Genomic DNA, 22561 nt, shown 5'->3' on the forward strand with positions numbered 1-22561 from the left:
GCAGACCAAGAACCTGCTGGTGAGCTACGACATCGACCCGCTGGGCTTCTTCTGAGCGGTCCTCAGCCGCCGCGGATCGCTCCGACCCGCGGCCTTTCCGCCAAGGCACCTGCGGGTGCGCTCGTCCCGCGTCCCGACGCGGCTTTCCCCATGGCGGGTTCTGGCGCGACGCGGCCCTGGCCGCGTCTTTTTTTTCGCCTCGCCGCCGCCCCGGCATGGACTAGGCTTCTGCCCTGCACCAGGGCGAACCAGGGGGGCGCAACGGCGATCTCCCGGCGAACCTTGGGCGGAACAGGCAGTCCCTACCAAATCAGGGGGAAAACTCCTTCGAAAGTCTCATTCGGAGCGAGCCCCGCTGATGTTTAACTCGACCTGCCGGAATCGCCCGGCCCCACCAGAGAGGATCGACCCCATGTGGACCAAGCCCAGCTTCACCGACCTGCGTCTCGGTTTCGAAGTGACCCTCTACTTCGCCAACCGCTGATCCGTTCGGCCCCGGTCTTCCGGGGCCTCCCTCCAGCCCGCGGGGCAGACCCATGCACATCCGTATTCTCGGTTCGGCCGCCGGCGGCGGCTTCCCCCAGTGGAACTGCAACTGCCGCAACTGTCGCGGGGTCCGCGACGGCAGCGTAGCGGCCCAGCCACGCACGCAATCCTCCATCGCCCTGTCCGACGACGGTGAGCGCTGGATCCTCTGCAACGCCTCGCCCGACATCCGTGCCCAGATCGCCGCCTTCCCGGCCTTGCAGCCGGCGCGTCGGCCGCGCGATACGGCGATCGGCGCGATCGTCCTGCTCGACAGCCAGATCGACCACACCACCGGCCTGCTCAGCCTGCGCGAAGGCTGCCCGCACGAAGTCTGGTGCACGCAGATGGTCCACCAGGACCTCAGCGAAGGCTTCCCGCTGTTCCCCATGCTTTCCCACTGGAACGGCGGCCTGCGCCACCGGCCGATCGCCCTCGATGGCGAGCCTTTCGCCATTCCGGCCTGTCCGCGCCTGCGCTTCACCGCGATCCCCCTGCGCAGCAGCGCGCCGCCGTATTCCCCGCATCGCGGCGACCCCCATCCGGGCGACAACATCGGCCTGTTCGTCGAGGACCTCGATAGCGCCGGTACGCTGTTCTATGCGCCGGGCCTCGGCGAGGTGGACGAGGCGCTGCTCGAATGGATGCGCCGCGCCGACTGCCTGCTGGTGGACGGTACGCTCTGGCGCGACGACGAGATGCTGGTCTGCGAGGTCGGCGACAAGCTCGGCCGGCAGATGGGGCACCTGGCGCAGAGCGGGCCGGGCGGCATGCTCGAGGTGCTGGCGAAGGTGCCGGCCGCGCGCAAGGTGCTCATCCACATCAACAACACCAATCCCATCCTCGACACCGCTTCGGCCGAACGCGCCGAACTGGATGCCAGTGGCATCGAAGTGGCCTGGGATGGCATGCACATCCAGCTGTAGGGGGCCAACATGAGCCGTGCCGCCATGGATCGCGCCGAATTCGAACGGGCGCTGCGCGACAAGGGACGCTACTACCATATCCACCATCCGTTCCATGTCGCGATGTACGAGGGCCGTGCCAGTCGCGAACAGATCCAGGGCTGGGTGGCGAACCGTTTTTACTACCAGGTCAACATCCCGCTGAAGGACGCGGCGATCCTGGCCAACTGTCCCGACCGCGAGGTCCGCCGCGAGTGGATCCAGCGTATCCTCGACCACGACGGCGCCCCCGGCGAGGCGGGCGGCATCGAGGCCTGGCTGCGTCTGGCGGAAGCGGTGGGCCTGGAGCGCGAGCAGGTGCTGTCCGAGGAGCGGGTGCTGCCCGGCGTGCGCTTCGCCGTCGACGCCTACGTCAACTTCGCCCGTCGCGCCAGTTGGCAGGAGGCGGCGAGCAGTTCGCTGACCGAACTCTTCGCCCCGCAGATCCACCAGTCGCGGCTGGACAGTTGGCCGCGCCACTATCCGTGGATCGAGGCGGCCGGCTACGAGTATTTCCGCAGTCGCCTGGCCCAGGCCCGGCGCGACGTCGAGCACGGCCTGCGGATCACCCTGGAGCACTATCGGACCCGCGAGGCACAGGAACGCATGCTGGATATCCTGCAATTCAAGCTGGACGTGTTGTGGAGCATGCTCGACGCGATGAGCATGGCCTACGAACTCGAACGCCCGCCGTACCATACGGTGACCCGCGAGCGGGTCTGGCATCGGGGGCTGGCATCATGAGCCTGCCGTCGCTCGACAGCGTGCCGATGCTGCGCCGGGGCTTCCGCTTCCAGTTCGAACCGGCCCAGGACTGCCATGTGCTGCTCTACCCCGAAGGCATGGTCAAGCTCAACGACAGCGCCGGGGAAATCCTCAAGCTGGTCGATGGCCGCCGCGACGTGGCGGCCATCGTCGCGGCGCTGCGCGAGCGTTTCCCCGAAGTCCCCGGCATAGACGAAGACATCCTGGCGTTCCTCGAGGTGGCCCATGCGCAATTCTGGATCGAGCTGCAGTGAAAGCGTGGGGCCGCCGCTCTGGCTGCTGGCCGAGCTGACCTATCGCTGTCCGTTGCAGTGCCCGTACTGCTCGAACCCGCTGGAATTCGCCCGCGAGGGCGCCGAGCTGAGCACCGCGGAATGGATCGAGGTGTTCCGCCAGGCTCGCGAGCTGGGCGCCGCACAGCTCGGTTTCTCCGGCGGCGAGCCGCTGCTGCGCCAGGACCTCGCCGAACTGATCGAGGCAGGGCGCGGCCTGGGCTTCTACACCAACCTGATCACCTCCGGCATCGGCCTCGACGAGGCACGCCTGGCGCGCTTCGCCGAGGCCGGGCTGGACCACGTGCAGATCAGCTTCCAGGCCGCCGACGAAGAAGTGAACAACCTGCTCGCCGGCTCACGCAAGGCCTTCGCCCAGAAACTGGCGATGGCCCGCGCGGTGAAGGCGCACGGCTATCCGATGGTGCTCAACTTCGTCACCCACCGGCACAACATCGACAACATCGAGCGGATCATCCAGCTGTGCATCGAGCTGGAAGCCGATTACGTCGAACTCGCCACTTGCCAGTTCTACGGCTGGGCCGCGCTGAACCGTGCCGGGCTGCTGCCGACCCGCGCCCAACTGGAGCGCGCCGAGCGGATCACCGCCGAATACCGCCAACGGCTGGCCGCCGAAGGCAACCCGTGCAAGCTGATCTTCGTCACCCCCGACTACTACGAGGAACGGCCGAAGGCCTGCATGGGCGGCTGGGCCAGCGTATTCCTCGACATCACCCCCGACGGCACCGCGCTGCCGTGTCACAGCGCGCGGCAATTGCCGGTGCAGTTTCCCAACGTGCGCGAGCACAGCCTGCGCCACATCTGGTACGAATCGTTCGGCTTCAACCGTTACCGCGGCGACGCCTGGATGCCCGAACCCTGCCGTTCCTGCGAGGAGAAGGAGAGGGACCACGGCGGCTGCCGCTGCCAGGCGTTCCTCCTCACCGGCGATGCCGACGCCACCGACCCGGTCTGCGCCAAGTCGGCACGGCATGACCTGATCCTCGCGGCCCGTCGCCAGGCCGAGGAGGCGCCGCTTGGCCTGGACGCGCTGACCTGGCGCAACCAGCGCGCGTCACGCCTGATCTGCAAGGCCTGAGGCAATGGTCGACTACGGCGACTGGCCGAGCGACTGGAGCGCCGAGCGCGCGGTGGCCGCCGGGCGCGATTTCAGCGAGCTGAAGGCGGCCCATGGCGGGCTGGCCTGGGTGGAATTCGATCCGGCCAGCGCGCGCTCGCGCCTGTACCTGTGGCGCGACGGCGTGCTGGAGGAGCCCACCGCGCCGGACGGCTCGGTGCGCAGCCGGGTCTACGAGTACGGCGGCGGCGCCTGCTGCGTGACGCTCGACGGGCTGGCCTGGGTCGACGAAACCGACCAGCAGGTACGCCGCTGGCGAGCGGGCCGCGCAGCCCAAGTGCTGGGCGGCGGGGCGCAGTGTCGCTACGGCGACCTGGCCTACGTCGATGCCTGGGATGCCCTGCTGGCGGTGGAAGAGAGCCATGGGCCGACCGGGGTCGTGCATCGCATCGTGCGCCTGGACGCCGATGGCGCGCGCCGGGTGCTGGTCGAGGGTGCCGATTTCTACGCCGCGCCGCGTGCCGCCGGCCAGGGGCGGCGGCTGGCCTGGATCGAATGGGACCGTCCGCACCAGCCCTGGACCGAGACCCGCCTGGGCCTGGCGGAGAATGGGCGTACGCGCTGCCTGGCCGGAGCCGGAGGCGGCGAGTCGATCCAGCAACCACGCTTCGATCCCGCCGGCCGCCTTCACTGGCTGAGCGACCGCGACGGCTGGTGGCGTCCCTGCGCCGAGGTAGCGTTGGCCGGCCGCTTCGCCGATGCCGACCACGCTGGCGCGCCCTGGCAATTGGGCGCTTGCAGCTACCTGCCGCTGGGAGAGGGAAGGCTGCTGCTCAGTCGCGTCGAGGCCGGCGGCGGGCAACTGTTCCTGCGCGAAGCGGACGGCAGCGAGCGGCGCCTGGCCGCGGACTGGAACCGGTTCGCCGGACTGGCCGCGGATGCCCGGGCGTTCTACTGCATCGCGGCGGCGGCCGGACGCCTGCCGGCGCTGCTGGCGATCCACCGCGACGACCTGCGCGTCGAGGTGCTGCGTGGCGGCGAGCGACCGCTGGCGGAGGATGACCTGTCGCATCCGCAGGCCTTCGTCTATGGGCTGGGCAACGGCGAAAACGGCCACGGTTTCTTCTATCCGCCGCGCAATGCCCGCCGCCGCGTCGATCCCCGACGACCAGCGCCGCTGCTGGTGTGGCTGCATGGCGGACCGACCTCGATGCATTCGCCGGCGTTCGATGCCGGCCTGCAATTCTGGACCCAGCGCGGTTTCGCCGTGGCGGCGCTGAACTACCGGGGCAGCAGCGGCTACGGCCGCGCCTATCGGCAGCGCTTGCGCGGCCAGTGGGGGCGCCTGGAGTTGCGCGATATCGAGGCCGCGCTGGCGCAGCTGGACGCGGAGGGATGGATCGACCGCGCCCGGGTCTTCGTCCGTGGCGCCAGCGCCGGAGGCTACAGCGCGCTGCGCGCCCTGGCTTGCCTCGATGGCCTGCGCGGCGGCGCCAGTCTCTATGGGGTCAGCGATCCGTTGGCGCTGGCGCGTTGCACCCACAAGTTCGAAGGCGACTACCTCGACTGGCTGATCGGCGACCCGCAGCGCCAGCGCCGTCGCTACCTGGTGCGCAGCCCGGTGCTTCAGGTCGGGCGTATCCGCGCGCCGGTAGTGTTCTTCCAGGGCGGGCTCGACGCGGTGGTGGTGCCGGAGCAGACCGAGGCGATGGTCGCCGGCCTGCGGCGCAGCGGCGTGCGCGTGGAGTGCCACCGCTATCCGCAGGAGCGCCACGGTTTCCGCCAGCCGGCCAATCGTGCCCATGCGCTGCTGGCGGAATGGCGCTTCTACCTGGTCCTGCTGGAGGATTGAAAGGGCCGCCAAGGTCGCATTGCAATAACCGACGAATGCAGTAGGCTGCCGGCAATGTCCGATAACAATAAGAATGGTCTGTCAGATGAGCCACGACCTCAGCCAACTGCGTAAATTCGTCTCGCCCGAGATCATCTTCGGCGCCGGCTGCCGGCACAGCGTCGCCAACTACGTGAAGACCTTCGGTGCGCGCAAGGTCCTGCTGGTCTCCGACCCCGGCGTGCTCGCCGCCGGCTGGGTCGCCGACATCCAGGCAAGCCTGGAGGGACAGGGCATCGACTACTGCCTGTATACCGACGTTTCGCCCAACCCCCGGGTCGACGAGGTGATGCTCGGCGCCGAGTTCTATCGCAGCGAGGGCTGCAACGTGATCGTCGCGGTGGGCGGCGGCAGCCCGATGGATTGCGCCAAGGGCATCGGCATCGTCGCCGCCCATGGCCGCAGCATCCTCGAGTTCGAAGGCGTCGACCGGCTGCGGGTGCCGAGTCCGCCGCTGATCCTGATCCCGACCACCGCCGGGACTTCGGCGGACGTCTCGCAGTTCGTGATCATTTCCAACCAGGACGAGCGCATGAAGTTCTCCGTGGTGAGCAAGGCGGTTGTGCCTGACGTCTCGCTGATCGACCCGGAAACCACGTTGACCATGGATCCCTTCCTTTCGGCCTGTACCGGCATCGATGCACTGGTACACGCCATCGAGGCGTTCGTCTCCACCGGCCACGGGCCGCTGACCGATCCCCACGCGCTGGAAGCGATGCGCCTGATCGATGGCAACCTGGTACAGATGATCGCCAATCCCGGCGACATCTCCCTGCGCGAGAAGATCATGCTCGGGAGCATGCAGGCCGGGCTGGCCTTCTCCAACGCCATCCTCGGCGCGGTGCATGCCATGTCGCACAGCCTCGGCGGCTATCTCGACCTGCCCCACGGCCTGTGCAACGCGGCGCTGGTCGAACACGTGGTGGCGTTCAACTACAGCGCCGCGCCGGAACGCTTCAAGGTGATCGCCGAGACCTTCGGCATCGATTGCCGCGGTCTGACCCAGGGGCAGGTCCGCCAGCGCCTGGTGGACCACCTGATCGCCTTCAAGCACGCCGTGGGTTTCCACGAGAGCCTCGCCCTGCACGGGGTCGGCAGCTCCGACATTCCTTTCCTCTCGCGCCACGCGATGCAGGACCCGTGCATCCTTACCAACCCGCGCGAGTCGAGCCAGCGCGATGTCGAGGTGGTCTATGGCGAGGCCCTCTGAGCAGCAGCAGGAGGCCCTGGCCGGGTTGCTCGGCCTGGGCAGCCACTCCGCGCGCAAGAGCCACTACCCGGAGCTGCTGGCGCGCCTGGAGGAGCTGGAGGCCGAGCGCAACCGCTACAAATGGCTGTTCGAGCACGCGGTGCACGGCATCTTCCAGGCCAGCCTCGGCCAGGGGCTGCGCGCCGCCAATCCGGCGCTGGCGCAGATGCTCGGCTACGACGATCCGCAACAGGTGCTCTGGTCGCTGGAGGACATGGCCGGGCAACTGTTCGTCGGCGGCGAGGCCGAGATGCGACGGATCCGCGCGCTGCTGCGCGAGCGCGGCGGCCTGTTCGGCTACGAGACGCGCCTCTGGCGCAGGGACGGCAGTCACATCGAGGTATTGATGAACCTGCTGCTCAGGCACGACGAGGAAGAATTGGTCGAAGGTTTTGTCGCCGACATCACCGAGCGGGTCCAGGCCCAGCAGCGCCTGCAGACCATGAACGAGGAGCTGGAGCGGCGGGTAGCCGAGCGCACCCACGAGCTGGAAGAGCTCAACCGCCAGTTGCGCCAGGCGCGCGACGCCGCCGAAGCCGCCAACCACAGCAAGGACAAGTACCTCGCCGCCGCCAGCCACGACCTGCTGCAACCGCTCAACGCGGCGCGGCTGCTGGTCGACACCCTGCGTGAGCGGGGCCTGCCGGCCGCCGAACTGCAACTGGTGGAGCGCACCCACCTGGCCCTGGAAGGCGCCGAGACCTTGCTCACCGACCTGCTGGAAATCGCCCGGCTCGACCAGAGCGCGATCCGTCCGGACCTGGACGACTATTCCCTCGACGAACTGCTCGCTCCGCTGGCCTCGGAGTTCGAGGAAGTCGCGCGTGCCGCCGGCCTGGCCCTGCGTGCGCGGATCCCACGACTGGCAGTGCGCACCGACGCGCGCCTGCTGTCGCGGATCCTGCGCAACTTGCTCAGCAACGCCTGCCGCTACACCGAGCGCGGCAGCGTGCTGCTGGGCGCGCGCCGGCGTGGCGGCAAGGTACGCCTGGAGGTATGGGACACTGGCCGGGGCATCCCCGCCGACCAGTTGCAGGCGATCTTCCTCGAGTTCAACCAACTGGACGCCGGGCGCGCTTCCGAGCGCCGTGGCGTCGGGCTCGGGTTGGCCATCGTCGACCGTATCGCCGGCATCCTCGGCTACCGCATCGAGGTGCATTCGACTCCCGGCCGAGGCTCGCTGTTCGCCATCGAGGTGCCGCTGGTCCGCAAGCCAGCGCGGCCAGTGCCCGGCGAGGCGACTGCGCGGCTTTCGGCCGGCGATCCGCTGCCGGGACGGCGGCTGCTGGTGGTGGACAACGAGACCGAGATTCTCTTCAGCATGTCCGCGCTGCTCGGCCAGTGGGGCTGCGAGGTGCTTACCGCCACCGACCTGGAAGGCGCGCGCAAGGCGCTCGATGGCCGCGCGCCGGATGCGATCCTGGTCGACTACCACCTGGACCACGGCGCTACCGGTTGCCAGTTGCTGGGCGCCTTGCGCGAGGACTACGGCGCGGAGATCGCCGCGGTGATGATCACCGCCGACCGCAGCGACGATTGCCGCCGCGCGCTGGCCCGCCTGGGCGTGCCGCTGCTCAACAAGCCGCTGAAGCCCGGCAAGTTGCGCGCGGCGCTAAGCGCCTTGCTCGGCGAGGCCCAGGGCGCTCCCCGCGGCGCCGGAGAAGGTGCAGGTCCTAGCCCGGCCGGCGGCTGCGTCGGTGCAGCGCAATGGCCAGGGCCAGCCCGCTGAGCGAGGCCAGGCAGGCGAAGAGGAACATCGAGCGGAAGCCGAACAGGTTGGCGACGAAGCCCACCAGCGGCCCGGTGATGCCCAGCGACAGGTCGACGAACAGCGAGTAGGCGCCCAGCGCCGCGCCACGGTTGGAAGCCGGTACCAGGTTCACCGCTTCCACGCCGAACGCCGGGAACACCAGGGAGAAGCCGAAGCCGGTGAGGGCCGCGCCGGCCAGGCCGACCCAGGGATTCGGCGCGCTCCACAGCAACAGCAGGCCGAGGCTTTCGACGCCGAGGCAGATGATCGCCACGCGGAAGCCGCCGAGCCGGTTGATGCTATTGGCGAACAACAGCCGGGCGCCGATGAAGCAACCGCCGAAGGCACTCAGGCAGAGCACTGCGTTGGCCCAGCCACGGCTGGCGTAGTAAAGGGTGATGAAGGTGGCGATGGTGCCGAAGCCGATCGCCCCCAGCGCCAGGCCCATACCGTGCGGGGTGACCCGGCCGAGCACATGGTGGAACGGCAGTCGCTCGCCGTGCACCAGCGGCGCCGGCAACTTCGGCCAGGCCAGGGCGAAGCCGAGCGCCCCGAGCAGGACGATGGACGCGCCCATGCTCCACAGCCCCAGCCACTGCACCAGCAGCACCCCTAGCGGCGCCCCGAGGGCGATGGCGCCGTAGCTGGCGATGCCGTTCCAGGAAATCACCTTGGCGGTGTGCGGCGCGCCGACCCGGCCGATGCCCCAGCCGATCGCCGCCGAGCCGACCAGGCTTTCCGCCGCGCCGAGTACCAGGCGGCCGACCAGCAGGCTGGCCAGGCTCAGCGCCGGCCAGCCCTGGATCGCCACCGAGAGCAGCATGAACAGCCCGCTCGCGGCGCTGCCGGCCATGCCGTAGAGCACCGCGCGCTTCGGCCCGAGCCCGTCGATGACGCGCCCGGCGTAGGGCCGGGCGAGCAGGGTGGCGAGGTACTGCAGGCTGATCACCAGGCCGGCCAGCACCGAGCCGTAGCCGAGGTCGTCGTGCACGTAGCCGGGCAGCACCGCCAGCGGGATGCCGATGGTCAGGTAGCCGATGAAGGTGAACATCACCACCGAGACGATCTGCAGGGTGACGTTCTGCCGGGCGCTGTCCTGCGCCGGCGGGGTGGGGCGGATATCGACGGACATGTGGGAAACGCGGTCGCAGTGGGTTGTCGCGGTCCGCCATGATGACCGTTGCGGATGACGAATGAAAGCAGGCTAACGGATTCGCCGGGCTATCGGCGACGCGCGGTGCCTGGCGCTAGCGCGTTCAGAGACGCTGGAAGAGACCCGGGTAGTCGATCACCAGGCCCTGTTCGTCCACCAGCAGTACCGCCTTGAACGCGCTGCCTTCGAGGTTCTCGTAGAGGTAGTGGCTGGCGTCCAGGCGGGTGTAGGCCTGGCGCATGCTACGCGGCTCCAGGGCCGGGGCCTCGATGTAGAGCGCGCGGATTTCCGCGCGCTGGCCATCGGCCAGGCCCAGGCGGCGGATCGGGAAGGTGTTGGTGAAGGGGCTTGGCCAGAGATCGATGTCCAGGCAACCGTCGAACGCCGGTAGCGCTTCGCCGTCGCCGTCCTGCCAGTGGCCGCGGCCATCGGCGAGCAGGTGCAGCTTGCGCACCCCGGTTTCGCTTTCGACGTGGAACACCGCCTCACGCAGATGCCAGTCGGCGTCCCAGCGCAGCCGGTAGTCCAATTGGTAGGGCAGGCCGCTGCGTTCGTCCGGCGCGCGCAACTGGCTTTCCGCCTGGTCGTCCTCCAGGCGCAGGGCCTCCCAGCTGGACGACGGCGAGCGCCACAGGCCGGCCCAGGTGTACAGACGGTCGCGACTCATGCGTCGAGTACCAGGCCGAGGCGCTGGCGCTTGGGCAGGCGCGCCACCACCAGCTGATGGGAACGGACCAGGGCCTCGCGCAACTCCGCCGCCTTCATCGGGTAGGGGCGGGCCATGACGATCCAGTGCGCGCGCGCCAGGTAGGGCGCCGGACGGATGCCGGGGCGGTCGACATAGCCGAGGAACAGCTCGCTGCCGACCTTGAAGGCCAGGCCGCCGTCCTTGTCGACGAAGTCGAGGATGGCGAACATCTTGTTGCCGGCCACCGAGAACACCCGGTTCGAACCCCACTTGAGGTCTTCCCGGGCGCCGGGCAGTTGCAGGCAGAAGGCGGCGATCTGGTCGGCGGTCATGGACGCTCCGGTGGCGGTTCAGTCGCGGAAATACACTTCCAGGAGATGGTAGCCGAACTGGCTCTTCAGCGGACCCTGGAGCACGCCCACGGGTTTCCTGAAGATGGCATTGTCGATGGACCTGACCATCTGCCCCGGACGCACCTCGCCGAGGTCGCCGCCGCGCTTGCCGGACGGGCAGGTCGAATGCTTCTTCGCCAGTGTGGCGAAGTCCTCGCCCTTGGCCAGGCGCTGCTTCAGTTGGGCGGCCTCGGCTTCGGTCTTGACCAGGATGTGGCGGGCCATGGCGACGGGCATGGGATTACCTTTTGCGGTAGCACGGAACGCGCATTCTAGCCCAGGCTCGCCGCGGTTTCAGTCGCGCAGTTCGGCGAGGTCGCGATAAAGCTCCAGCGCCTGCGGGTTGGCCAGGGCGTCGGTGTTCTTCACCGGGCGGCCGTGGATCACGTTGCGCACCGCAAGCTCGACGATCTTGCCGCTCAGGGTGCGCGGGATATCGGCGACCTGGATGATCTTCGCCGGTACGTGGCGCGGCGTGGCGTTGGCGCGGATGGTCTGGCGGATGCGTTCACGCAGCGGCTCGTCGAGTCGCACGCCGTCGCGCAGGCGGACGAACAGCAGCACACGCACATCGCCCTGCCAGTCCTGGCCGATGGCGATGGACTCGAGGACTTCCTCGACCTTTTCCACCTGGCGGTAGATTTCCGCGGTGCCGATGCGCACGCCGCCGGGATTGAGCACCGCGTCGGAGCGGCCGTGGATGACCAGCCCGCCGTGGGCGGTTTCCTCGGCGTAGTCGCCATGGGCCCAGACGCCGGGAAAACTGGCGAAGTAGGCGTCGTGGAACCTGGTGCCATCCGGGTCGTTCCAGAAGCCCAGCGGGATCGACGGGAAATGCCGGGTGCAGACCAGCTCGCCCTTGCCGCTGGCGAGGCGGCGGCCGTCGTCGTCCCAGATTTCCACGGCCATGCCCAGCGCCTTGCATTGCAGTTCGCCGCGCCACACCGGCAGCACCGGGTTGCCGATGGCGAAGCAGGAAACGATGTCGGTGCCGCCGGAGATCGACGACAGGCAGAGGTCGCTCTTCAGCTCGCGATAGACGTAGTCGAAGCTTTCGTGGGCCAGCGGCGAACCGGTGGAGAGCAGTGTCCTCAGGCTGTCCAGGCGGTGGCTGTGGCGCGGGCGCACGCCGGCCTTCTCGAGCGCCGCCAGGTACTTGGCGCTGGCGCCGAACACGGCGATGTCCTCGGCGTCGACGAGGTCCAGCAGGCGCTCGGGGCCGGGGTGGAACGGCGAGCCGTCGTAGAGCACCAGGCTGGCGCCCACCGCCAGGCCGGAGGCCAGCCAGTTCCACATCATCCAGCCGCAGGTGGTGTAGTAGAACAGCCGGTCGCCGTCGCCCAGGTCGGTGTGCAGGCCGTGCTCCTTGAGATGTTGCAGGAGCACGCCGCCGGTGGCATGGACGATGCACTTGGGTACCCCGGTGGTGCCCGACGAATAGAGGATGTACAGCGGCTGCTCGAAGGGCACCGGGGTGAAGACCGGCTCGCCCTCGGCCTGGTAGAACCCGTCCCACAGCGCGACACGCGCCTGGCAGCGGTAGTCCTGCGGCTGCGCCTGCGGACGGTCGTAGGGCACCACCAGCAGTTGCTCCAGGCCGGGCAGGCCGGCGAGCACCTCGTTGAGCTTGGCGGTCAGGTCCAGCGACTTGCCGGCGTAGCGGTAGCCGGCGCAGGCGATCAGCACGCGCGGTTCGATCTGGCCGAAGCGGTCGATCACGCCCTGGGTGCCGAAGTCCGGCGAGCAGCTCGACCAGGTGGCGCCGAGGCTGGCGGTGGCGAGCATGCCGACCACGGTCTGCCAGGTGTTCGGCATCAGCGCGGCGACCCGGTCGCCGGGGCCTATGCCCAGGGCGGCGAGGCGCTTCTGCAGGCCCGCCACGTGACGGGCCAGTTCGGCGTGGCTGAGCACCTCGCGGCGACCGTCTTCGCTCACCGCGATCAGCGCCGGGGCATCATCGCGGCGGCGCAGCAGGTGTTCGGCGAAATTCAGCGTGGCGCCGGGGAACCAGCGCGCCGAGGGCATCTGCGTGCCTTCCTCGAGGACCGCACGCGGCGGTTGCTGGAAGCGCACCTCGAAGAAGTCGACGATGGCCTGCCAGAACGCCTCGCGCCGCTGCACGCTCCAGGCATGCAGCGCCGGGTAGTCGGCCAGACCGAGGGCATGGCGCTGGTTGACGAAGCGCCGGAAGGCCTCCATGCGACTGGCGGCGATGCGTTCGGCGGAAGGGCTCCAGAGCGGTGCGGGCATGGCGTGTCCGTCCTTGTTGTTGTTCCGGGACATGCAGGAAGCATAACCGGACCCGCCGCTGCCTGCCTCACTCCGTGGACTGGTCCTGCGGCAGCGCCAGCGAGCGCCAGTCGGTGCCATGCAGCAGCACGTCGCTGAGGGCCTGGGCGGCGGTGGACAGCTTGTGCTCGCTCAGCCGCAGCAGGCCGACCCGTCGCTGCACCTGCGGCGCGTAGAGCGGCAGGCAGCGCGCGCCGAGTTCCTGCATCTGCTGGATGCACAGGGTCGGCACGGCGCTGACACCCAGTCCCTGGGCGACCATCCGCCCGACCGTGACCAGTTGGTGGCTCTCGAACGCCACCGGCAAGCGGCCGTGCTCGGCGGCCACGCTTTCTTCCAGGAGCAGGCGCACCGCCGAGGGGCGTTGCAGGGTAATGAAGGGCTCGCCGAGCAGTTCGCGCCAACTGATCCGCTCCTGCCCGGACAGCGGCGAGCCGGTCGGCACCACGGCGACGAAGCGGTCGCTGTAGAACGGGGTGAACTCGAGGTTTTCCAGGGACTCCGGCTCGAAGGCGATGCCCAGCTCGACGCGTCGGTTGCGGACCATCTCCAGCACCTGCTCGTTGATCACGTCGTGCACCGCCACGTTGACCCGCGGGTGGCGTTCGCGAAAGGTCTTCAAGACCAGCGGCAGCAGGTTGCCGGCGAAGGAGGGCATGGCGGCGATGGAGACCTTGCCCAGTTGCAGGGTGAAGTGCTGGCGCAGCAATTCCTCGGTATTGTCCCAGTCGGCCAGCAGGCGCAGCGCCAGCGGCAGCAGGGTCTCGCCCTCGGGGGTGAGGCTGACGCTGCGGGTGGTACGTTCCAGCAGCGGACCGCCGAGGCTTTCCTCCAGGCTCTTGATCGCCAGGCTCAGGGCCGGCTGGGAGAGGTGCAGGCGTTCGCCGGCCTGGGCGAAGCTGAGGCTCTGCGCCACGGCGAGGAAGGCGCGCAACTGCTTGACGGTCATTTATTTGTTTTTCTCATCAATGGATTGGAAAAACAAACTTAACAAATCAGTCCGCAGCGGAGAAGCTCTGTGCGACCCGGCAGTCAGACTGCCGCACGCACAATCACAAGAGCCGGAAGAGGCACAGCAGCATGAGCGGACTCGACAAGCGAGTAGGCAGTTACGAAGAGGCCCTCGAAGGCCTGACCGACGGCATGACCGTCCTCGCCGGGGGCTTCGGCCTCTGCGGGATTCCCGAGAACCTGATCGCGGAAATCCGCCGGCGCGGGGTCAGGGACCTCACGGTGGTCTCGAACAACTGCGGCGTCGACGGTTTCGGCCTCGGCGTGCTGCTGGAAGACCGGCAGATCCGCAAGATGATCGCCTCCTACGTCGGCGAGAACGCCCTGTTCGAGCAACAACTGCTCAGTGGCGAGCTGGAAGTCGAACTGACCCCGCAAGGCTCGCTGGCCGAGAAGATCCGCGCCGGCGGCGCCGGCATCCCGGCCTTCTTCACCGCCACCGGCTACGGCACCCCGGTCGCCGAGGGCAAGGAGGCGCGCGAGTTCAATGGCCGCCACTACATCCTCGAGCCGGCCATCACCGGCGACTTCGCCATCGTCAAGGGCTGGAAGGCCGACCATTTCGGCAACGTCGTCTATCGCCACACCGCGCAGAACTTCAACCCGCTGGTCGCCACCGCCGGGCGCATCACGGTGGTCGAGGTGGAGGAGATCGTCGAGCCCGGCGAACTGGACCCGACGCAAATCCACACCCCCGGCATCTACGTCGACCGGATCATCCAGGGTCGCTTCGAGAAACGCATCGAGAAACGCACGCTGCGCGCCTGACGGCGGCCGCTACAACGACAAGAGGTTTCCCCAGATGGCACTTACCCGCGAACAGATGGCGCAGCGCGTGGCGCGCGAATTGAAGGACGGCTACTACGTCAACCTCGGCATTGGCATCCCGACCCTGGTGGCCAACTACGTGCCGGAGGGCATCGACGTCATGCTCCAGTCGGAGAACGGCCTGCTCGGCATGGGCGCGTTCCCCAGCGAGGCGGAAGTCGACGCCGACATGATCAACGCCGGCAAGCAGACCGTGACCGCTCGCGTCGGCGCGTCGATCTTCGACTCGGCGCAATCCTTCGCCATGATCCGTGGCGGCCACGTCGACCTCACCGTGCTCGGTGCCTTCGAGGTGGACGTGCGCGGCAACATCGCCTCCTGGATGATCCCCGGCAAGCTGGTCAAGGGCATGGGCGGCGCCATGGACCTGGTGGCCGGCGCCGAGAACATCATCGTCACCATGACCCACGCCTCCAAGGACGGCGAGTCCAAGCTGCTGCCGTACTGCACCCTGCCGCTGACCGGTTGCGGTTGCATTCGCAAGGTGCTCACCGACCTGGCCTACCTGGAGATCGAGGACGGCGCCTTCATCCTCCGCGAGCGCGCCCCCGGGGTCAGCGTCGAGGAGATCGTGGCGAAGACCGCCGGCAAGCTGATCGTCCCCGAGCACGTGCCGGAAATGAGTTTCTGAATCGCGGCCCGCGCGGCCGGCGCCTCCACGCAAGGCGCCGGCCGCGCGGACCGTCCTTTCCAGAGGGCGTAGGATAGGAGCCTGTCGCACCGCCTACGTCCACCCGCAGCGATTCGGCCCGGCCACGGGCGAATCCAGGAGAACCATCCATGCAAGACGTCGTCATCGTCGCCGCTACCCGTACCGCCGTCGGCAGCTTCCAGGGCTCGCTGGCCGGCATTCCCGCCCCCGAGCTGGGCGCCGCGGTGATCCGCCGCCTGCTCGAACAGACCGGTCTCGATGCCGGCCAGGTCGACGAAGTGATCCTCGGCCAGGTGCTCACCGCCGGGTCCGGGCAGAACCCGGCGCGCCAGGCGGCGATCAAGGCCGGCCTGCCGGTCGGCGTGCCGGCCATGACCCTGAACAAGGTCTGCGGCTCCGGCCTCAAGGCCCTGCACCTGGGCGCCCAGGCGATCCGCTGCGGCGACGCCGAGGTGATCGTCGCCGGCGGCCAGGAGAACATGAGCCTGGCGCCCTACGTCATGCCCGGCGCCCGCACCGGCCTGCGCATGGGCCATGCGAAGCTGGTCGACAGCATGATCGAGGACGGCCTGTGGGACGCCTTCAACGACTACCACATGGGCATCACCGCCGAGAACCTGGCGGAGAAGTACGGCCTGACCCGCGAGGAGCAGGACGCCTTCGCCGCCGCTTCGCAGCAGAAGGCCATCGCCGCCATCGAGGGCGGGCGCTTCCGCGACGAGATCACGCCGATCCAGGTCCCGCAGCGCAAGGGCGAGCCGCTGAGCTTCGATACCGACGAGCAGCCGCGCGCCGGCACCACCGTCGAGGCCCTGGCCAAGCTCAAGCCGGCCTTCAGGAAGGACGGCAGCGTCACCGCCGGCAACGCCTCCAGCCTCAACGACGGCGCCGCCGCGGTATTGCTGATGAGCGCAGCCAAGGCCAAGGCCCTGGGCCTGCCGGTGCTGGCGCGGATCGCCAGCTACGCCAGCGCCGGGGTCGACCCGGCGATCATGGGCATCGGCCCGGTCTCCGCCACCCGTCGCGCGCTCGACAAGGCCGGCTGGAGCCTGGAGCAACTGGACCTGATCGAGGCCAACGAGGCCTTCTCCGCGCAGTCCCTGGCGGTGGGCCGGGAGCTGGGCTGGGATGCCGCCAGGGTCAACGTCAACGGTGGCGCCATCGCCCTTGGCCACCCGATCGGCGCGTCCGGCTGCCGGGTGCTGGTGACCCTGCTGCACGAGATGATCCGTCGCGACGCGAAGAAGGGCCTCGCCACCCTGTGCATCGGCGGCGGGCAGGGCGTCGCCCTGACCCTGGCCCGCGACTGATCCATCGACCTGCCGCTCGCGGCGTGATCGCGCCATGTCCTTTCGCGGGGGCATGGCGCGCTCGTGTCCAGGGAACGAGCGGCGGACGGCCTTGACCGTCCGACCGGCCCCGTACCGTTCCGCCCCTCGGGACGGCCGGGTGCCCAGGGAGCCGTAGCACACACAGGCGGCCCCATAGTCGCCGAATAACAATAAAACCGAGAGAATCCGCGATGACCGCTATCCTTCCCATCCAAGAAAGCCGCTCCGCGCGCTTCGCCATGCGTTGCTCGAACTGGGCCGAGCGCTGGTTTCCCGACTCCTGGGTGTTCGCCGCCCTGGCCATCCTCATCGTCAGCCTGGCCGCGCTGGCCATGGGCGCCGGACCGACCGCCACGGCGAAAGCCTTCGGTGACGGTTTCTGGAGCCTGATCCCATTCACCATGCAGATGGCCTTCGTGGTCATCGGCGGCTATGTGGTGGCCAGTTCAGGCCCCGCCTCGCGTCTCATCGACCTGCTCGCGCGGGTGCCGAAGAATGGCCGCTCGGCGGTCTGCTGGGTGGCGCTGGTGTCGATGCTCGCCTCGCTGCTCAACTGGGGCCTCAGCCTGGTCTTCGGCGGCCTGCTGGTACGCGCCCTGGCGCGCCGCAGCGACCTGCGCATGGACTACCGCGCCGCCGGCGCCGCGGCCTACCTCGGGCTGGGCGCGGTGTGGGCGCTGGGCCTGTCGTCGTCGGCCGCGCAGTTGCAGGCCAACCCGGCCAGCCTGCCACCGTCGATCCTGGCGATCACCGGGGTGATCCCGTTCACCGAGACCATCTTCCTCTGGCAGTCCGGGGTCATGCTGCTGGCGCTGATCCTGGTCTCGCTGGTGATCGCCTACATGACCGCGCCGAGCGCCGCCAGCGCCCGCGACGCCAAGGATTGCGGGGTCGACGTGAGCTTCACCGCTCCGGCCAGGCTGGCGCCGACCCGGCCCGGCGAGTGGCTGGAGCACAGCCCGTTGCTGATCATCCTGCTGGTACTGCTGGCCGGTGGCTGGCTGGTCCACGAGTTCTCGACCAAGCCGGCGATCCTGGCGATCTCCGGGTTGAACACCTATAACCTGCTGTTCCTGATGCTCGGCGCGTTGCTGCACTGGCGCCCGCGCAGCTTCCTCGACGCGGTGGCGCGCGCGGTGCCGACCACCACCGGGGTGCTGATCCAGTTCCCGCTGTACGGCTCGATCGCGGCGATCATGACCACGGTCAACGGCAGCGACGGCGAGACCCTGGCCCACCATATCTCGACCTTCTTCGTACAGATCGCCTCCCACGACACCTACGCGCTGCTGATGGGCGTGTACTCGGCGGTGCTGGGCTTCTTCATTCCCTCCGGCGGCGGCAAGTGGATCATCGAGGCGCCGTACGTGATGCAGGTAGCCAACGAGCTGCAATACCACCTCGGCTGGGCGGTGCAGATCTACAACGCCGCCGAAGCGCTGCCGAACCTGATCAACCCGTTCTACATGCTGCCGTTGCTCGGCGTGCTGGGGCTGAAGGCGCGCGACCTGATCGGCTTCTCGTTCGTCCAGTTGCTGGTGCATATCCCGCTGGTGCTGGTGCTGCTCTGGGCCCTGGGCAGCACCCTGGCGTACATCCCGCCGGTGATGCCGTAGCGCATCGCCACCCCCGATAACTTCCTCTCCCTTCAGGGAGAAGGTTGGGGAGAGGACAGCCGCGCCGGGAAACGAGGTATCGGCGGATAACGCCTGTGGCGTTATCCGCCCTACGCAATGGGGCGGGCGAACTCCGGATGGTTCCCTCTCCCTTCAGGGAGAGGGTCTGGGGAGAGGCTGGCCGCCCCGGCTACTGCGCCACCCAGCCGCCATCCATGTTCCAGGCCGCGCCGCGCACCTGGTCGGCGGCTTCGCTGCAAAGGAACAGCGTCAGTCCGCCGAGTTGCTCGGGGGTGACGAAGGCCAGCGAGGGTTGCTTTTCCGCCAGCAGGTCGTGTTCCGCCTGTTCGGGCGAGACGCCCTCGGCGATGCGCGCGTCGATCTGCTTCTGCACCAGCGGGGTCAGCACCCAGCCGGGGCAGATGGCGTTGCAGGTCACCGGCGTGCGCGCCGTTTCCAGCGCCACACTCTTGGTCAGGCCGAGCACGCCATGCTTGGCGGCGACGTAGGCGCTCTTCCCGGCTGAGGCGACCAGGCCGTGGGTCGAGGCGATGTTGACGATCCGCCCCCAGCCGCGCGCGAGCATGCCCGGCAGGGCCAGGCGGGTGGTATGGAACACCGAGGACAGGTTGATCGCGATGATCGCGTCCCAGCGTTCCATGGGGAATTCCTGCACCGGCGCCACGTACTGGATGCCGGCGTTGTTGACGAGGATGTCGACGCCGCCGAAGGTCCGCTCGGCGAAGGCCATCAGTTCGCCGATCTGCTCCGGGCTGGAGAGGTCGGCCGGGTGGTGCTCTGCGCGCACGCCGCGGGCGCGGACCTGCGCCAGCGCCGCGTCGACCTCACCGAAGCCGTTGAGGAGCAGGTCGGCGCCGGCCTCGGCCAGGCTCAGGGCGATGCCCAGGCCGATGCCGCTGGTGGAACCGGTGACCAGGGCGGTCTTGCCTTTCAGGGTCATGCTGTTTCTCCCGCAGGATGAAAAAAGGGCGGATCAGACCAGGCCGGTGGCGTAGAACAGTCCGATGACGAAGAACACCGCCAGGGTCTTGATCAGGGTAATGCCGAAAATGTCCTTGTACGCCTCCCGATGGGTCAGGCCGGTGACCGCCAGGAGGGTGATCACCGCGCCGTTGTGCGGCAGGGTATCCATCCCGCCGCTGGCCATGGCGGCGACCCGGTGGAGGACTTCCAGGGGGATCTGCGCGGCGTTGGCGGCGGCGATGAAGGTATCGGACATCGCCGCCAGGGCGATGCTCATGCCGCCCGACGCGGAACCGGTGATGCCGGCCAGCAGGGTGACGGTGATCGCTTCGTTGACCAGCGGATTGGGAATGCTCTTGAGCGCGTCGGCCAGCACCAGGAAGCCCGGCAGCGAGGCGATCACCGCACCGAAGCCGTATTCCGAGGCGGTGTTCATCGCCGCCAGCAGCGAGCCGGCCACCGCGCTGCGGGTGCCTTCGGCGAGGCGGCTGCGGATCGCCGCGAAGCCGCTCGCCAGCACCAGCAGGATGCCCAGCAGCAGGGCCGCCTGCACTGCCCAGATCGCGGTGAGCTTGCCGACCTCGGTCTGCAACGGCGTGGCCATGCCGGCCAGTTGCAGGGTATGGACCTGGCCGTACCATTGCGGGATCCAGTGGGTGAACAGCAGGTTGGCGACCCCGACCAGCACCAGCGGCGAGAGCGCCAGCCAGGGATTCGGCAGGCGCAGGTCATCGGCGGTCTCCGGCTCGTTGCGCAGGTCGCTGCCGTAGCCTTCGCCGTTGCGCCGCGCCTTGTTCGCCTGGCGTCGCAGGTAGAGCATGCCCACGGCGAAGACGAACAGCGCGCCGAGGGTGCCGAGCCAGGGCGCGGCCCAGGCGTGGGTGCCGAAGAAGGTCGAGGGGATGATGTTCTGGATCTGCGGGGTGCCGGGCAGCGCGTCCATGGTGAAGGAAAACGCGCCGAGGGCGATGGTCGCCGGAATCAACCGCTTGGGGATGTCGCTCTGGCGGAACATCTCCGCGGCGAACGGGTAGACCGCGAACACCACCACGAACAGCGAGACGCCGCCGTAGGTGAGCAGCGCGCAGACCAGTACGATCACCAGCATCGCCTGGCGGGTGCCGAGCAGGCGGATCGCCGCCGCGACGATGGAGCGGGAGAAGCCGGCCAGCTCGATCAGCTTGCCGAACACCGCGCCAAGCAGGAAAACCGGGAAGTAGAGCTTGATGAAACCGACCATCTTCTCCATGAACACCCCGGTGAAGGTCGGCGCGACCGCGCTGGGATCGGTGAGCAGGACGGCGCCGAGGGCGGCGAGGGGGGCGAACAGGATGACGCTGTAGCCCCGGTAGGCGGCCAGCATCAGCAGGCCCAGGGCGGCAAGGGCGATGATCACGCTCATCGGGCATATCTCCACGGCGCTGCGGGGCGCGCTTCGCATGGGGAAGGCGCTCCGGGCCTGTTTCTTGTTGTCGAACGGTGCGGGCACCGGCGTGACGGCCTGGAACGGGGCAGGGCCGTCGGAAAGGCACGTTGCGATAACCGTGCCAGGCCCCAGAGTCGCGGTTTTCGCGGGCTGCGGCGAGACGAAGGGGAGCGTGGGGAATAGCGTTGTCTCAAAATGGAGACATAATCGAGCGAAAGTTCCGTGGCTACGTAGGTCTCAGTTCGTCTCTATTTAGAGATGGGTCCCGTTATCGAGACGCATGCCCAGCGCCACGATCTTCTTGTACAGGGTCGAGCGACCCAGGCCCAGGCGTTTCGCCGCTTCCACCACATTGCCGGCACTCTGCGCCAGGGCCCGTCCGATCAGGTCGCGCTCGAAGGCTTCGCGGGCCTGTTGGAAATCCCCGACCGGCCTGTCGTCCGCCGCTCGAGGCAGCTCCGGCAGCGGTTGCAGGGGGCCGAGCGCCGCGCCGAGGGCGGCGGCGTCCAGCAACGGTTGGTCGGCCAGCAGCAGCGCGCGTTCCAGCACGTTGCGCAGTTCGCGAACATTGCCCGGCCAGGCATGCCGGGCGAGCAGCGCCAGGGCGTCGCCGCCGAGTTCGTGGAGACGGCCGTGGTCGAGGCTGTCGAGGATCGACTCGCAGAGCGCCGGGAGGTCGTCCAGGCGCTGGCGCAACGGTGGGATCTCGATCGGCAGGACGTTCAGCCGGTAGTAGAGGTCAGCGCGGAAACGGCCTTCGCGCATCGCCTGCTGCAGGTCGATGGAAGTGGCGGCGACCAGGCGGATGTCGCTGCGGATCACTTCGTTGGAACCCACCGCTTCGAACTCTTTCTCCTGTAGCACGCGCAACAGCTTGCCTTGCAAGGCCAGCGGCATGTCGCCGATCTCGTCGAGGAACAACGTGCCGCCCTGGGCCACCTGCAACTTGCCTGGCCGGCCCTTGCGCTCGGCACCGGTGAAGGCCCCCGGGGCGGTACCGAAGAATTCGGCCTCCAGCAGGCTTTCCGGGATCGCCGCGGCGTTCACGCTGACGAAGGCCTTGTGCGCCCGCGGCGAAGCGCTGTGGATGGCGTGGGCGAGCAGTTCCTTGCCGGTACCGGTCTCGCCGAGCAACAGCACCGGCGCTTCGCTGGCCGCGCCACGGCGGGCGCGGCGCTTGACTTCCAGGCTGGCCGGACTGGTACCGACGAAGTGGCTGAAGCTGTACTTGGCCTGGCGCGCCTGCAATTGCGAGCGGGTCGAGGCCAGTTCGCGCTGCATGCTCAGGTAGCGGGTCACCAGCGGCGACAGCGAACGCAGTTCGTCGAGCAGGGCGAAGCCGATGGCGCCGATCACCTCGCCGGCGTCGTCGTGGATCGGCAGGCGCATCACCACCAGCGGGTCCTTCGCGCTGTCCATCATGTCCAGCAGGATCGGCTTGCCGCTGCGTACCACCTCGCGCAGCAGGCTACCGGGGATCACGCTTTCGCAGGGCCGGCCGATGGCCTGCGCCGGGTCGGCGAGGCCGAAACGCTGGGCGTAGCGCTGGTTGATCCAGACGATGCGGGCCTCGCGGTCGACGATCACCGTGCCTTCGCTGGAGCCTTCGACGATCTCGAACAGCGAACGGATCGCCTGCTGGCGTACGCGTTGGTAATCCTGGAGGCTGTCGGCGTCGTTCATCGGCGGCTCCTGCGGCGGACGGCGAAACGGCCCG

21 protein-coding genes are annotated in these 22561 nt (G+C 68.7%); 12 read left to right on the forward strand and 9 right to left on the reverse strand.

Annotation, left to right across the window (positions count from 1 at the left end):
• Positions 1 to 412 precede the first annotated feature (412 nt).
• The 8 genes from pqqA to HMPREF2581_RS07330 all read left to right on the forward strand — a co-directional run bounded on the left by pqqA (position 413) and on the right by HMPREF2581_RS07330 (position 8453).
• Positions 413 to 484 carry a pyrroloquinoline quinone precursor peptide PqqA gene (gene pqqA, locus HMPREF2581_RS07295; RefSeq protein ID WP_003106462.1) on the forward strand — a complete coding sequence of 24 codons (72 nt, stop codon included), beginning with the start codon at positions 413 to 415 and terminating at the stop codon, positions 482 to 484.
• A gap of 52 nt (positions 485 to 536) precedes the next feature.
• On the forward strand, positions 537 to 1451 hold the full coding sequence (gene pqqB / locus HMPREF2581_RS07300; RefSeq protein ID WP_003106464.1) for a pyrroloquinoline quinone biosynthesis protein PqqB: 915 nt from the start codon (positions 537 to 539) through the stop codon (positions 1449 to 1451).
• Between the two features lie 9 nt (positions 1452 to 1460).
• Positions 1461 to 2213, forward strand: coding sequence for a pyrroloquinoline-quinone synthase PqqC (gene pqqC, locus HMPREF2581_RS07305; protein ID WP_003111679.1), 753 nt, complete (start codon positions 1461 to 1463; stop codon positions 2211 to 2213).
• Complete coding sequence (gene pqqD / locus HMPREF2581_RS07310) at positions 2210 to 2488, forward strand: pyrroloquinoline quinone biosynthesis peptide chaperone PqqD (protein WP_003088542.1); 279 nt, start codon at positions 2210 to 2212, stop codon at positions 2486 to 2488. The genes pqqC and pqqD overlap by 4 nt, the downstream gene beginning before the upstream one ends.
• Positions 2460 to 3605, forward strand: coding sequence for a pyrroloquinoline quinone biosynthesis protein PqqE (gene pqqE / locus HMPREF2581_RS07315; protein WP_003119136.1), 1146 nt, complete (start codon positions 2460 to 2462; stop codon positions 3603 to 3605). The genes pqqD and pqqE overlap by 29 nt, the downstream gene beginning before the upstream one ends.
• Positions 3606 to 3609: 4 nt before the next feature.
• Positions 3610 to 5436, forward strand: a complete 1827-nt coding sequence (locus tag HMPREF2581_RS07320) for an alpha/beta hydrolase family protein (RefSeq protein WP_003139743.1) — start codon at positions 3610 to 3612, stop codon at positions 5434 to 5436.
• A gap of 85 nt (positions 5437 to 5521) precedes the next feature.
• A complete protein-coding gene (ercA, locus tag HMPREF2581_RS07325; protein WP_003139742.1) occupies positions 5522 to 6685 on the forward strand; it encodes an alcohol dehydrogenase-like regulatory protein ErcA in 1164 nt (387 codons plus the stop codon).
• Positions 6669 to 8453, forward strand: a complete 1785-nt coding sequence (locus HMPREF2581_RS07330; RefSeq protein WP_003139741.1) for a PAS domain-containing hybrid sensor histidine kinase/response regulator — start codon at positions 6669 to 6671, stop codon at positions 8451 to 8453. Before ercA ends, HMPREF2581_RS07330 begins: the two co-directional genes overlap by 17 nt.
• On the opposite strand, the gene HMPREF2581_RS07335 is transcribed toward HMPREF2581_RS07330, so the two are convergent.
• The 6 genes from HMPREF2581_RS07335 to HMPREF2581_RS07360 all read right to left on the reverse strand — a co-directional run bounded on the left by HMPREF2581_RS07335 (position 8398) and on the right by HMPREF2581_RS07360 (position 13945).
• Positions 8398 to 9606: an MFS transporter gene (locus tag HMPREF2581_RS07335; RefSeq protein WP_003139740.1), complete on the reverse strand. Its 1209-nt coding sequence runs from the start codon at positions 9604 to 9606 to the stop codon at positions 8398 to 8400. The two genes, HMPREF2581_RS07330 and HMPREF2581_RS07335, sit on opposite strands and share 56 nt — an antisense overlap.
• 124 nt (positions 9607 to 9730) lie before the next feature.
• Positions 9731 to 10294: a putative glycolipid-binding domain-containing protein gene (locus HMPREF2581_RS07340; protein WP_003132242.1), complete on the reverse strand. Its 564-nt coding sequence runs from the start codon at positions 10292 to 10294 to the stop codon at positions 9731 to 9733.
• Complete coding sequence (locus HMPREF2581_RS07345) at positions 10291 to 10647, reverse strand: MmcQ/YjbR family DNA-binding protein (RefSeq protein WP_003111913.1); 357 nt, start codon at positions 10645 to 10647, stop codon at positions 10291 to 10293. The genes HMPREF2581_RS07340 and HMPREF2581_RS07345 overlap by 4 nt, the downstream gene beginning before the upstream one ends.
• A gap of 18 nt (positions 10648 to 10665) precedes the next feature.
• Complete coding sequence (locus HMPREF2581_RS07350) at positions 10666 to 10944, reverse strand: peptidylprolyl isomerase (protein ID WP_003088559.1); 279 nt, start codon at positions 10942 to 10944, stop codon at positions 10666 to 10668.
• 57 nt (positions 10945 to 11001) lie between these two features.
• Entirely contained in the window at positions 11002 to 12957 is a 1956-nt protein-coding gene (locus HMPREF2581_RS07355) for an acetoacetate--CoA ligase (RefSeq protein WP_003139739.1), read from the reverse strand.
• Between the two features lie 67 nt (positions 12958 to 13024).
• Positions 13025 to 13945, reverse strand: coding sequence for a LysR family transcriptional regulator (locus HMPREF2581_RS07360; protein ID WP_003088564.1), 921 nt, complete (start codon positions 13943 to 13945; stop codon positions 13025 to 13027).
• Between the two features lie 131 nt (positions 13946 to 14076).
• On the opposite strand from HMPREF2581_RS07360, the gene HMPREF2581_RS07365 reads away from it, so the two are divergent.
• The 4 genes from HMPREF2581_RS07365 to HMPREF2581_RS07380 all read left to right on the forward strand — a co-directional run bounded on the left by HMPREF2581_RS07365 (position 14077) and on the right by HMPREF2581_RS07380 (position 18434).
• A complete protein-coding gene (locus HMPREF2581_RS07365; RefSeq protein ID WP_003088566.1) occupies positions 14077 to 14775 on the forward strand; it encodes a CoA transferase subunit A in 699 nt (232 codons plus the stop codon).
• Between the two features lie 34 nt (positions 14776 to 14809).
• Entirely contained in the window at positions 14810 to 15466 is a 657-nt protein-coding gene (locus tag HMPREF2581_RS07370) for a CoA transferase subunit B (RefSeq protein WP_003088567.1), read from the forward strand.
• Between the two features lie 149 nt (positions 15467 to 15615).
• Positions 15616 to 16797 carry an acetyl-CoA C-acetyltransferase gene (locus HMPREF2581_RS07375; protein ID WP_003139732.1) on the forward strand — a complete coding sequence of 394 codons (1182 nt, stop codon included), beginning with the start codon at positions 15616 to 15618 and terminating at the stop codon, positions 16795 to 16797.
• Between the two features lie 212 nt (positions 16798 to 17009).
• Positions 17010 to 18434, forward strand: coding sequence for a short-chain fatty acid transporter (locus HMPREF2581_RS07380; RefSeq protein ID WP_003088572.1), 1425 nt, complete (start codon positions 17010 to 17012; stop codon positions 18432 to 18434).
• Between the two features lie 190 nt (positions 18435 to 18624).
• Here HMPREF2581_RS07380 and bdhA read toward each other — a convergent pair whose 3' ends face one another.
• The 3 genes from bdhA to hbcR all read right to left on the reverse strand — a co-directional run bounded on the left by bdhA (position 18625) and on the right by hbcR (position 22527).
• The gene (gene bdhA, locus HMPREF2581_RS07385) at positions 18625 to 19395 is read right to left on the reverse strand and encodes a 3-hydroxybutyrate dehydrogenase (protein ID WP_003139730.1); all 771 of its coding nucleotides are present in this window, start codon (positions 19393 to 19395) and stop codon (positions 18625 to 18627) included.
• Positions 19396 to 19428: 33 nt separating this feature from the next.
• Positions 19429 to 20820 (reverse strand): GntP family permease, encoded by a 1392-nt coding sequence (locus tag HMPREF2581_RS07390; protein WP_003088575.1) that lies wholly within the window; start codon positions 20818 to 20820, stop codon positions 19429 to 19431.
• A gap of 276 nt (positions 20821 to 21096) precedes the next feature.
• Positions 21097 to 22527: a sigma-54-dependent transcriptional regulator HbcR gene (hbcR, locus tag HMPREF2581_RS07395; RefSeq protein ID WP_003139728.1), complete on the reverse strand. Its 1431-nt coding sequence runs from the start codon at positions 22525 to 22527 to the stop codon at positions 21097 to 21099.
• Between the last annotated feature and the right edge of the window lie 34 nt (positions 22528 to 22561).

It is taken from the genome of Pseudomonas sp. HMSC057H01 (genome assembly GCF_001836405.1).
GTDB classification, from domain to species: Bacteria; Pseudomonadota; Gammaproteobacteria; order Pseudomonadales; family Pseudomonadaceae; genus Pseudomonas; species Pseudomonas aeruginosa.

What these genes read in the sequence shown, in the direction of transcription:
- pqqB (WP_003106464.1), top strand. Translation starts at nt 537, where the DNA reads ATGCACATCCGTATTCTCGGTTCGGCCGCCGGCGGCGGCTTCCCCCAG.
- pqqC (WP_003111679.1), top strand. Translation starts at nt 1,461, where the DNA reads ATGAGCCGTGCCGCCATGGATCGCGCCGAATTCGAACGGGCGCTGCGC.
- pqqD (WP_003088542.1), top strand. Translation starts at nt 2,210, where the DNA reads ATGAGCCTGCCGTCGCTCGACAGCGTGCCGATGCTGCGCCGGGGCTTC.
- pqqE (WP_003119136.1), top strand. Translation starts at nt 2,460, where the DNA reads ATGCGCAATTCTGGATCGAGCTGCAGTGAAAGCGTGGGGCCGCCGCTC.
- HMPREF2581_RS07320 (WP_003139743.1), top strand. Translation starts at nt 3,610, where the DNA reads ATGGTCGACTACGGCGACTGGCCGAGCGACTGGAGCGCCGAGCGCGCG.
- ercA (WP_003139742.1), top strand. Translation starts at nt 5,522, where the DNA reads ATGAGCCACGACCTCAGCCAACTGCGTAAATTCGTCTCGCCCGAGATC.
- HMPREF2581_RS07330 (WP_003139741.1), top strand. Translation starts at nt 6,669, where the DNA reads ATGGCGAGGCCCTCTGAGCAGCAGCAGGAGGCCCTGGCCGGGTTGCTC.
- HMPREF2581_RS07335 (WP_003139740.1), bottom strand. Translation starts at nt 9,606, where the DNA reads ATGTCCGTCGATATCCGCCCCACCCCGCCGGCGCAGGACAGCGCCCGG.
- HMPREF2581_RS07340 (WP_003132242.1), bottom strand. Translation starts at nt 10,294, where the DNA reads ATGAGTCGCGACCGTCTGTACACCTGGGCCGGCCTGTGGCGCTCGCCG.
- HMPREF2581_RS07345 (WP_003111913.1), bottom strand. Translation starts at nt 10,647, where the DNA reads ATGACCGCCGACCAGATCGCCGCCTTCTGCCTGCAACTGCCCGGCGCC.
- HMPREF2581_RS07350 (WP_003088559.1), bottom strand. Translation starts at nt 10,944, where the DNA reads ATGCCCGTCGCCATGGCCCGCCACATCCTGGTCAAGACCGAAGCCGAG.
- HMPREF2581_RS07355 (WP_003139739.1), bottom strand. Translation starts at nt 12,957, where the DNA reads ATGCCCGCACCGCTCTGGAGCCCTTCCGCCGAACGCATCGCCGCCAGT.
- HMPREF2581_RS07360 (WP_003088564.1), bottom strand. Translation starts at nt 13,945, where the DNA reads ATGACCGTCAAGCAGTTGCGCGCCTTCCTCGCCGTGGCGCAGAGCCTC.
- HMPREF2581_RS07365 (WP_003088566.1), top strand. Translation starts at nt 14,077, where the DNA reads ATGAGCGGACTCGACAAGCGAGTAGGCAGTTACGAAGAGGCCCTCGAA.
- HMPREF2581_RS07370 (WP_003088567.1), top strand. Translation starts at nt 14,810, where the DNA reads ATGGCACTTACCCGCGAACAGATGGCGCAGCGCGTGGCGCGCGAATTG.
- HMPREF2581_RS07375 (WP_003139732.1), top strand. Translation starts at nt 15,616, where the DNA reads ATGCAAGACGTCGTCATCGTCGCCGCTACCCGTACCGCCGTCGGCAGC.
- HMPREF2581_RS07380 (WP_003088572.1), top strand. Translation starts at nt 17,010, where the DNA reads ATGACCGCTATCCTTCCCATCCAAGAAAGCCGCTCCGCGCGCTTCGCC.
- bdhA (WP_003139730.1), bottom strand. Translation starts at nt 19,395, where the DNA reads ATGACCCTGAAAGGCAAGACCGCCCTGGTCACCGGTTCCACCAGCGGC.
- HMPREF2581_RS07390 (WP_003088575.1), bottom strand. Translation starts at nt 20,820, where the DNA reads ATGAGCGTGATCATCGCCCTTGCCGCCCTGGGCCTGCTGATGCTGGCC.
- hbcR (WP_003139728.1), bottom strand. Translation starts at nt 22,527, where the DNA reads ATGAACGACGCCGACAGCCTCCAGGATTACCAACGCGTACGCCAGCAG.